The following is a 10604-nucleotide window of genomic DNA, read 5'->3' on the forward strand; positions in this document are numbered from 1 at the left end:
CTCGCCGAACAAATCGCCCTGCTCGAGATCGGCAACAGCCTGGCGCACGCCTCCGAGCTGGACGACATCCTGCAGCTCGTCGTCAAGCACGCCTCCCCCGCCGACACGCCCACGGCGAAGGCGACCATTCACCTCATCGATCACGACAGCCTGCGGCTGCTGCCGCGCGCCGTTTCACAATCGAGCGGCGAACCCGCCCACGCCGTCGGCTTCGACCCGAATCAAGGCATCGCCGGGCGCGCCGTCCACGAGAAGAGGCTCATCTACGTGCCCGACGTAAACAAGGAACCCGATTTCGTCAACACCAACGAGGATTTCAGATCCCTGATCGTCGTACCGCTCATCATCGAAAACGTCCCCGAGGGCACGCTCAGCGTGACCAGTCCCCACGTGGATGCGTTCGACGAAGACACCATCCGCCAACTGACCTCCCTCGCGAACCAGGCTTCGATCGCCCTGCGCAAGGCCCAGATCACGGAACGCCTGCGCAAATCCAACGCGGAATTGGAGATGCGTTCAAAGGAACTCGAAGCCAGCATCGTGGAATTGAAGTCCACCCAGCGTCAACTCATCCAGGCAAGTAAACTCGCCTCGATGGGCACACTCACCGCCGGAATCGCGCACGAGATCAACAACCCCCTGGCGGGGATCAAGCTCTTCGCCCAAAACACAAAACGCGCCCAGACAACCGGAAATCTCAAGCCCGAGAAGATGATCCAAAACCTGGAGAAAATCAGCGATCTGGTCGACAAGGCCGCGAAGATCATCGAACACCTGCGCACGTTCTCCAGACAGGCAACGGGTCACATGGAACTGATGCGCGTGAATCAGGCGGTCGAAGATTCGTTGAGCATGCTCTCCGAACAACTGAAACTGCAGAACATCGAAATCAACTTGCAGCTCGATGAAAACCTTCCCCAGGTACGAGGCGATACCAATCAGATCGAACAAGTCGTGCTCAACTTGATCACCAACGCACGAGACTCCCTGGATCGGGCTGAAAAAAAGGAAATATCGCTGCGGACGTACCAGGAGAACGGATTGGTGGTGATCGAAGTCGCCGACTCCGGGAGCGGCATCCCGTCCGAGATCATCGAAAACGTCTTCGATCCATTCTTCACGACCAAACCCGTGGACAAAGGGACGGGCCTGGGCTTATCCATAAGTCACGGAATCGTGGAGCTCCATGGCGGAGAGATCGAAGTCGAGAGCACACCCGACAAAGGATCCACTTTCCGGATCAAACTGCCAGCCGTGGAAAATGGAGCGGGAAACGACTGATGCAAGAGACGGCGCACATCCTCGTCGTGGACGATGAACCTTCCGTCCGTGAAGGTCTCAGCGACATGCTCTCCATCTGCGGGCACATCGTCACCTGCGCCAACGACGGCCAACAGGGCTTGGAACTCTTTCATAAGGCGCTCGAACGCGACGAGCTTCCCCCGTTCGACATTCTCATCTTCGACATCAAGATGCCGAACATGTCGGGGCTGGAATTGATGGAACGCGTCGTAAAATTGGACCCCGAGATTCCCATCATCATCATCACGGGCCACGGCGATTCGAACACGGCCACCTATGCGTTGGCCGGCGGAGCTTACGACTACATCACCAAGCCGCTCGAACCGGACCTGGTGCTGGATGCCGTCACCCGCGCCCTGGCAATCGGTCGTTTGAGACGACGCTTTAGGAAAACCGTTCAGAACGCCGGGGTCATCGGAGCCATCACCTCCGGGATCGCGAAAGAACTGGATACGCCCCTCAACAACATCACGCGGGCCGCCGAAGAACTCTCCAAGCAGCTCAATCAAATCAAACACCTCACCAGCCTCACCTTGCAGGCGGATGACCTGCCCGAAACGAACATTCCCATCGCAGACATCGACATGGATCCCGCCTATAAACAGATCGAGGTGATCACCCGTTCCGTGCTGCACTGCATCCGATTACTCGAAGCCCTGGATTTGCAGCCCCCACAGGATCACTAGCCCCCGGATAATTTCGCATCGCGGAAATACCGGTATGAAGCCCAAGCCGGCGCCGGGACATCGATACTGTGACCCGCCGCTCCTTCAAGAAGAATCAACAATCGTGGCAGAAATCAGGCGGGTCCAGGTTCCCTTTTTTACACAGGATGACTTACCAAGAAATGTATGACTTTCCCCACTAGGCGGGTCAACATTGTTGCATTCATGATTCTATGGATGCGGTCCACCAACGAGGACGTTGTGGAATGGCCTCGTTGTGTGGGAGAATTTATTTTTTCAAGGCGCTATACCCTTTCTTTTCTTCCCAAGACCCGGAACGAGAAAGGAATCGAGTCGGAGTTAACATAAGGTAGATATTGCTGGATCTAGCTTAGCCATCAGGAGGAAGACCCAATGGAAGAAATCGTTCTCGACCTGCCGTCCATGTATGCGGATCACCACGTGCTTGTGGTGAGGAACGCATTGGACGGAATCAAAGGCATCGAAGAAATCTATGCAAGTTCGGCATGGAGACAGCTTCTCGTGACCTTCGATCCAAAGGTTATCGATCCTTCGAAGATCGAAGAGACGCTGGAAGGGGCAGGATATCCGGTCGGTGAAGCGAAGGCAACAGCGATTGTGACCGCCGATGACATCAAACGAGATCCACATTGGGAAAGCCTCGGATCTCGCAACACCAAAACGAACATTGCGGACCTCAAGATGTCGGGCGAATTTCGTCGGTATTAACCCAGGAGGATGACAACGATGGCAAGGAAAATGAGATCTCCAGAGGAAGCGAGTCAAGATCAAGCCACGATAGGTATGCTCGAGTTTGCCCAAGAACATGAATATGAGACTTCCTTCTTTCGCGCGGATTCAATGGCCCCCTGTCCCATCGGCAGCGACGGTATGTGCTGTAAGGTTTGCGGAATGGGACCCTGCCGCCTGGTAAAGGACGGCCAGACCGGGGTTTGCGGTGCGACCATCGAGACGGTAGGTGCCCGCAATTTTGCCCGCATGGTTGCGGCAGGAGCCGCCTCGCACTCCGACCACGGACGCGATCTGGCCTACACGCTTCTGGCGGCGGCAGAAGGCCACGCCCCGGACTACAAGGTTCGTGATCCGGCGAAATTGGCGGAAATGGCTGACTACCTCGGCGTAGAGGTGAAGGGCAAATCCATAGAAGACCTCGCCCAAGAAGTTGCTTTGAAAGCACTGGAAGAATTCGGTAAACCCCGCGGCGAGATCACTTACATCAAACGCGCACCAGAGAAGAGACAACAAATCTGGCACAATCTGGGCATCACGCCCCGCAACGTCGATCGTGAAATCGTCGAGATCATGCACCGCACGCACGTGGGCAACGATCAGGACGCGGAACACATTCTCGACCAGGCCATGCGCACCGCGTTGGGCGACGGATGGGGCGGATCGATGCTCGCCACCGATCTTTCCGACGTGCTCTTCGGCACGCCAGGCCCCGTCATTTCCGAGGCGAATCTGGGCGTCCTGAAACAGGACGAAGTCAACATCATCATCCACGGTCACGAACCCACACTCTCCGAGATGATCGTCGCCGCCGCACAAGACCCTGAATTGATCGAGTACGCAAAAAGCAAGGGCGCCAAGGGCATCACCCTGGGCGGCATCTGCTGCACGGCGAACGAGACGCTGATGCGCCAGGGCGTACCCCTGGCAGGGAATTTCCTCCAACAGGAATTGGCCATCCTGACGGGAGCCGTCGAAGCCATGGTGGTGGACATCCAATGCATCATGCAGGGAGTGGTGAAGCTCGCTGATAAATTCCACACCGAAGTGATCACCACGTCACCCAAGGCAAAAATCACCGGCGCCACCCACATGGAATTCGATGAACTGCGTGCCATGGAGATCGCCAAGGACATCGTGCGAACCGCCTGCGATCGCTTCCCCGAACGCGGCGAAATGAGGATCCCCGATGAACACACGCCGCTCATCCCCGGTTTTTCGCACGAATACATAAATTATGCCCTGGGTGGGGTCTACCGCGGTTCCCTCCGGCCGCTCAATGACGCCATTGCGGCTGGACGTATCCGCGGCGTCGTCGCCAATATCGGCTGCAACAACGCGCGTGTCTGCCACGACAAGCTGCACCGAGAGGTCGTCACCGAGTTCATTAAAAACGACGTGCTCGTGGTCGAAACCGGATGCGGCGCAATCGCCAGCGCCAAGCAAGGCTACATGACTCCGGAGGCGGCACTCGAGTATGCCGGCCCGGGTCTGCGTGAAGTATGTGAAGCCGTGGGAATCCCTCCCGTGCTGCACATGGGTTCGTGCGTGGATAACTCGCGTATTTTGACCGTGCTGGCCCAAATGGCCACAGAAGGCGGCTTAGGGGAAGATATCAGCGACATCCCCGCCGTGGGATTGGCACCGGAATGGATGAGCGAGAAAGCCATTTCTATCGCCACCTACTGCGTCGCATCCGGCGCCTATGTCATCATGGGCCACTCCAGTCCCGTTTCGGGCATCGAAGAAGTCACGCGCCTGATCAGCGACGGTTGGGAAGAAAAAGTTGGCGGCAGACTGGAATTCTGCAACGACAGCGAGGAAATCGTCCGTCGAAGTCTGGCGCACATTGACAAAAAGCGCGCCGACCTCGGGCTGCACGAATACGACCCAAGCAAATGGGGTCAGAGCGGCGATTGGAGAATCGACGAACTTGTGGAATTGCCTTTGCCCGAACGTATTAATGCCGTATACGGTAATCAGGCGAAGTAGAGAGGGAAAAGATCATGTCACGTTACATTGCAACTCGCGCTATTCGAGGCGCCAACGCCATCGTAGCGGAGGCAGAAAAGGCACTGACGAAGGCCATTGAGGAAAAGGGGCGCGATGCGCCTGTCGCCTTCCCCAATACGGCGTATTATCTGCCCGTTATTCTGGGAATGCTCGGGCACGAGGTCAGTACGTTGGGGGACATGGAACTTGCCCTGGAGCACGCAAAAAATCTGCTCCACCCGATACCCGATGAAAAGCTTTGGACGCCGTATCTCGGCGAGACGTTGGACTCCGGTATGGCCACGTTGCTTGCCGAAGAGATCATCGAAGGTATCCGCTTCGTTCATGGCGAGGAGCCTCAGCCCTATCCCGGACTCACGTTGGCCGGATCGACGTCCTTCACGAGCCCAGACGCTGGAGACAACGGTTCCGGGCCCAACGGAAACGGACATCTCAACGGGCCGATCGACGATATCCAACTGCGCTCCTGGGGCATCCAATTGGTGGACGGGCGCATGCCCGGCTTCGCAGCCATCGCTGGCGCGGCGCACTCCAACGCAGCCGCCGTCGCCATCGTTCGCGAACTCCAGAAGAGAAACATTCTCACCTTTCTCGTAGGCAACGTCAACGGACGTTCGATCATCGACCAACTGGTGGAAGAAAATGTGGAGATGGGATACGACACGTATATCGTTCCCTTCAGCCGCGACACCATCGGGGCGATCTACCCGCTGGGTTTCGCCACTCGATCCGCGCTCACTTTCGGGGGCATGAAAGGCGGCCAGTGGCGCGACATCCTGCTGTACAACAAGTTCCGCGTTTTCGCCTTCGTGCTGGCCTTGGGCGAGGTCGACGATCTTAAATATGCCACGGCCGCCGGGGCGATCTCCTACGGATTTCCCGTCATCGCCGATACGGTGATTCCCGAAATTCTGCCCACCGGGGTCACGCGCTACGAACACGTCATCTCGATGCCGTGGAACGAGATCGAAGGCGACAACGAGGAAGAGAAAGCCGCCAAACTGGTCCAAAAGGCCATCGAGGTGCGCGGCGTCAAGGTCAAGATCAGTGAAGTGCCGGTGCCAGTCGCTTACGGGTCGGCCTTCGAAGGCGAGGTCGTACGCAAGGCGGACATGCGCGTCGAATTCGGCGGCAAACGCAGCCGGGCCTTCGAGTACCTCTTCATGGAAGACATGGATGAAATCGATGACGGCAAGATCGAAGTCATCGGAGACGGTTTCGAGAAATTGGAAGACCAGGGCAGCATGGATTTGGGCATTCTGGTGAAAGTCGCCGGACGCAAGATGGAAAAAGATTTCGAGCCGGTGCTCGAACGCCAGATCCACTACTTCATCAACGGCGGGTCCGGCATCCAGCACATCGGTCAGCGCGACATTGCCTGGATCCGCATCAGCAAGACGGCCGCCGAAAAAGGCTTCAATCTGAAGCACTTCGGCGACATCCTGCACGCCCGCTACCACGATGATTTCGGATCGATCGTCGACAAGGTCGAAGTCACCATCATCACCGAACCCAAACTGCACGCCGAATGGCTGGAGAAAGCGCGCGCGGCTTACGACGAGCGCAACTTGCGCATCGGCGCAATGGTCGACGAGAGCGTGGACACCTTCTATTCCTGCACCCTGTGCCAGTCCTTCGCGCCGGATCACGTCTGCATCGTCAGCCCCGAGCGCCTCGGTTTGTGCGGCGCCTACAACTGGCTGGACTGCAAGGCCTCGTACCAGATCAATCCCACCGGCCCGAACCAGCCGATCGATAAAGGCGAACAGCTCGACGCCGTCAAGGGCTATTACACGGGCATCAACGAGTACGCCGTCAAAGCCTCCCACGGAAGCGTCAGCGAAGTCTCGATGTATTCCATCATGGAAAATCCGATGACGGCATGCGGCTGTTTCGAGTGCATCGCCATGTTGATCCCCGAAGCCAACGGCATCATGATCGTCAGCCGCGAGGACACCAGCATGACGCCGGCCGGCATGACCTTCTCGACTCTGGCCGGTGTGGCCGGCGGTGGACTGCAAACGCCGGGCGTGATGGGCCACGGGAAATTCTACATCACCAGCCCCAAGTTCATCTCCGCCGACGGCGGTTTCAAACGTGTGGTTTGGATGTCCTCCGTTCTGAAGGAGCAGATGGCGGAAGAACTCACCCAGGTGGCCGAGCGAGAGGGCGATCCCGATCTGATCGAAAAAATCGCCGACGAAACCGTTTGCACCGAAGTGGAAGCATTGCTCGAATACCTTCAAGAGAAAGGACATCCCGCTCTCGAGATGGAGCCAATGATCTAATACCAGGAAAGCAAGCCCGGGGATCGGGTTTCGGAATGAGGATGTTACGAAGCAAACAACGTCCGAAGCATCGATCCCCAGTCCCTTTCCTGCCAATCCCGTAGGAGGACGAAATCCCAATGACCGTTGAAATCCCGAAAGAAAAGTACACCAGTAGCGTGCGCCAGGTAACCATCGGTGCTACGGCCGATGAAGGGGGAACGCGCACACATACCTTGACCATCGGGGGCGAAACCTGCATGCCTTTCTTGCTGCACGAAGGGGAGACGCCCAACCGACCGGCCCTTGCCCTGGAAATCCGCGACCGCAGACCCGAGGATTGGTCCGAGCTGCTGATCGAAACCTGGGGAGACGTGATCGACGATCCGGTCGCATGGGCCAAGGCGGCCGAAGAAGCCGGCGCCGACCTGATCTATCTCAAGCTCAGCACGACGACTTCCGACGGCGAACCCAACACGCCGGAAAACGCCAAAAAGATCGTACGCCAGGTCCTGGAAACCAGTGGACTTCCCCTGGCAGTGATCGGTCCCGGCCAAGCCGACCTTGACAACGAATTGATCGTCGCCGTCGCCGAAGAAGGCAAAGGCGAACGCCTGCTGCTGGGTCTCTGCGAGGAGAACAACTACCGCACCATCGTCGCCGCCGCCCTGGCGCACGACCACCTGGTGCAATCCAAGACCCCCATGGACGTCAATCTCTCCAAGCAGCTGATCATCCTGATCCACGACATGGGCATGCCGCTCGAACGCATCGTCATGGATCCGACCACCGGGGCATTGGGATACGGAATCGAATACGGCTACTCCGTCATGGAACGTCTGCGCTTGGCTGCGCTGCAAGGCGACACGATGACCCAACAGCCGATGATCGTCACGCCGGGTGAGGAAACCTGGAAGGTGAAGGAATCCAAAGTCGGCGACGGCGTTCCGGATACATGGGGAGATTGGAAACAACGTGCGCTTGATTGGGAAGCCATTACCGCAACGGCAATTATTCACTCAGGAGCAGACCTGATCGTGCTGCGACATCCCGAAACGCTGAAACGCGTACGCAGCCTGATCGACGATCTGATCCAACCCCAAACGGCTTAACAAGCGCGGAGGAAGAAGATGGCATTAACCGGACTAGAGATTTACAAATTACTACCACAGACCAACTGCAAGGAGTGTGGTTTCCCCACCTGCCTGGCCTTCGCCATGAAATTGGCCGCCAAGCAAGCTACACTGGACGACTGCCCTTACGTGAGCGACGAGGCAAAAGCCAAACTCGAAGCGGCTTCCTCGCCGCCCATTCGCCTGGTCGAACTCAAGAATGAAGAAGGTGAAGTGAAAGTCGGGAACGAGACGGTCCTCTTCCGGCACGAGAAGACTTTCTTCAACAAATGCGGGCTCTTCCTGCGATTGAAAGACGATGAGGACGCCGGGACACTGAAAGACAAAGCCGGCGAGGCAAGCGCCTTCCACGTGGATTACGTGGGCATCGATCTTTTCTTGGATGGCTTCGCCGTCGAAGCCGTTTCGGGAGATCCTGCAACCTTCGCGGCTGCCGTGAAAGCCGTGAACGAAACCAGCAAGAAGCCGTTGATCTTGATCGCCAATTCGGCGGAATTGGCCAAGGCAGGCCTGGAAGCCGCTGAAGGCGCGCGTCCACTGCTGTATGCCGCCGACGCTGACAATTGGGAGGCAATGGCCGAAGTCGCCAAAGGGAAAAACGTTCCCCTGGCCGTCCGCGCCGAGTCTCTCGACGGCCTGGCCGATCTGACGCAGAAACTCAAGAACGCCGGTGTCGAGGACGTGGTGTTGGACCCGCAACTCGGCGGCTACCACGATTCGCTGAACAAACTCACAGCCATCCGTCGATTGGCGTTGAAGAAGACATTCCGCCCCCTCGGGTATCCGATCATCAGCTTCCCAGGGACCGCACCGGAAGCCGACGAAACCCTGCTCGCCGCCGAACAGATTGCCAAATATGGCGGACTGATCGTGCTCGACACGTTCAACCCTGCCAGCCTGTATGCCTTGCTGGTGTTGCGCCAGAACATCTACACCGACCCGCAGAAACCAATCCAGGTTCAGCCCGGTTTGTACGAGATCAACGAACCGAAACCGGACGCACCGCTCATGGTGACCACCAATTTCTCGATCACCTACTTCTCGGTTGCCAACGAGGTGGAAGGTGCTGGGAAACCCGGATGGTTGTTGGTTGCCGATTCGGAAGGCATGAGCGTACTCACAGCCTGGGCGGCCGGTAAATTCGATGCGGAACGCATCGCCAAGGACATCAAGGCGTTCAACGTCGCCGATAAAGTCACACACCACAAGCTGATCATTCCCGGCCATGTCGCCGCGATCTCGGGCGAGTTGGAAGAAGAACTGCCGGGCTGGAAAATTCTGGTCGGCCCTCGCGAGGCAGTCGACATCAAGGGCTTCCTCGACAGCGTGTGGCCTAATTGAGCCTATACCGACCGGATCGATCCAAAGCCGCATGGGATATAATCGACATGCGTAGCAGGTTACGATCAGTGAAAGCATGGCGACCCACAAAATACACTTCTTACCCGCCGATCAAAGCGTTGATGTTCCCACGGGAGCTCTGATCACCGACGCCATGCAGGAAGCCCAGTTGGAAATCCAGCAGCCTTGCGGCGGGCAGGGACGCTGCGGCCGCTGCGCCGTCATCGTCGAGGGCGAAGGAGCCCGCAGGCGTTCGACGATCCGCATTTCGGCGGAGGACATCGCCGCCGGATACGCCCTCGCCTGCCAGACGATCATCGAGGGCGACCTCACGGTCACGATCCCGGAACAGGAAAAGATCGAGCGCCGTCTGGTGACCGACAAATCCGCGCGCAAGGTCGAGCTGCCTTTCGAATACGATCCCGCCGTTCAGCAAACCGTACGCGCCTTTCAACTCGAGATGTCCCCTCCCTCGATCGACGATAACTTGGACGATCTCAGCCGGTTACGCAAAGCGCTCCGGCAGCTCGGGGTGGAGCATCTACGCACCCCGGTGGCCGTCCTGCGGCGCATGGGCACGGCGCTTCGACAGGCATCCTGGTCCCCTTGGGTCGTCCTGGCGTTCGACGCGCCGGGAGGCGACTCGGCGGAATTGCTCGATATTCAGGCCGATCCGATCCAACCCTATGGATTGGCGCTCGACATCGGCACGACGACCGTCACGGCCTTTCTCGTCGACCTGGCCAGCGGTGAAGTCAAAAACCAGGCCTCGGAATACAACGGCCAGATCGCCCGCGGAGAAGACGTGATCTCGCGCATCGTTTTCGCCGCCAAAGGGGACGGCCTTCAAAAGCTCTACGACCTGGTGCGCGAGACCATCGACACTTTGCTCGATAGACTGCAAAAACGCACCGGTGTTTCCCCGCAGCAAATCTACAAGGTCAGTGTGGCCGGAAACACCACGATGATGCACCTCTTCCTGGGCATACCGCCGGAAAGCATTCGGCTCACGCCCTACGTTCCTGCCGCCAACCAGCCTTCCACCTTCCGCGCCCGGGAATTGGAGTTGAATGTCTACCCGCTGGCTCCGGTGGACTGCCTGCCCGCCGTCG

At 58.0% G+C, this 10604-nt stretch carries 8 protein-coding genes; all 8 read left to right on the forward strand.

Annotation, left to right across the window (positions count from 1 at the left end; genetic code table 11):
- Positions 1-1281, forward strand: a 1281-nt coding sequence (locus tag P8Z34_16015) for an ATP-binding protein (protein ID MEJ2552178.1), incomplete at its 5' end; no start/stop codon positions are given.
- Positions 1281-1988, forward strand: a complete 708-nt coding sequence (locus P8Z34_16020) for a response regulator (GenBank protein MEJ2552179.1) — start codon at positions 1281-1283, stop codon at positions 1986-1988. The genes P8Z34_16015 and P8Z34_16020, both read left to right, overlap by 1 nt.
- A gap of 393 nt (positions 1989-2381) precedes the next feature.
- Positions 2382-2717, forward strand: a complete 336-nt coding sequence (locus tag P8Z34_16025; protein ID MEJ2552180.1) for a heavy-metal-associated domain-containing protein — start codon at positions 2382-2384, stop codon at positions 2715-2717.
- Positions 2718-2735: 18 nt separating this feature from the next.
- On the forward strand, positions 2736-4730 hold the full coding sequence (gene cooS / locus P8Z34_16030; GenBank protein MEJ2552181.1) for an anaerobic carbon-monoxide dehydrogenase catalytic subunit: 1995 nt from the start codon (positions 2736-2738) through the stop codon (positions 4728-4730).
- 14 nt (positions 4731-4744) lie between these two features.
- A complete protein-coding gene (acsB, locus tag P8Z34_16035; GenBank protein ID MEJ2552182.1) occupies positions 4745-7039 on the forward strand; it encodes an acetyl-CoA decarbonylase/synthase complex subunit alpha/beta in 2295 nt (764 codons plus the stop codon).
- A gap of 119 nt (positions 7040-7158) precedes the next feature.
- The gene (locus tag P8Z34_16040; protein MEJ2552183.1) at positions 7159-8130 is read left to right on the forward strand and encodes an acetyl-CoA decarbonylase/synthase complex subunit delta; all 972 of its coding nucleotides are present in this window, start codon (positions 7159-7161) and stop codon (positions 8128-8130) included.
- A gap of 18 nt (positions 8131-8148) precedes the next feature.
- Complete coding sequence (gene acsC, locus P8Z34_16045) at positions 8149-9492, forward strand: acetyl-CoA decarbonylase/synthase complex subunit gamma (GenBank protein ID MEJ2552184.1); 1344 nt, start codon at positions 8149-8151, stop codon at positions 9490-9492.
- A 76-nt stretch (positions 9493-9568) separates the two neighbouring features.
- Positions 9569-10604 (forward strand): 2Fe-2S iron-sulfur cluster-binding protein (locus P8Z34_16050; protein MEJ2552185.1); only part of this gene is annotated, 1036 nt, incomplete at its 3' end.

Source organism: Anaerolineales bacterium (assembly GCA_037382465.1).
Lineage (GTDB): Bacteria > Chloroflexota > Anaerolineae > Anaerolineales > E44-bin32 > WVZH01.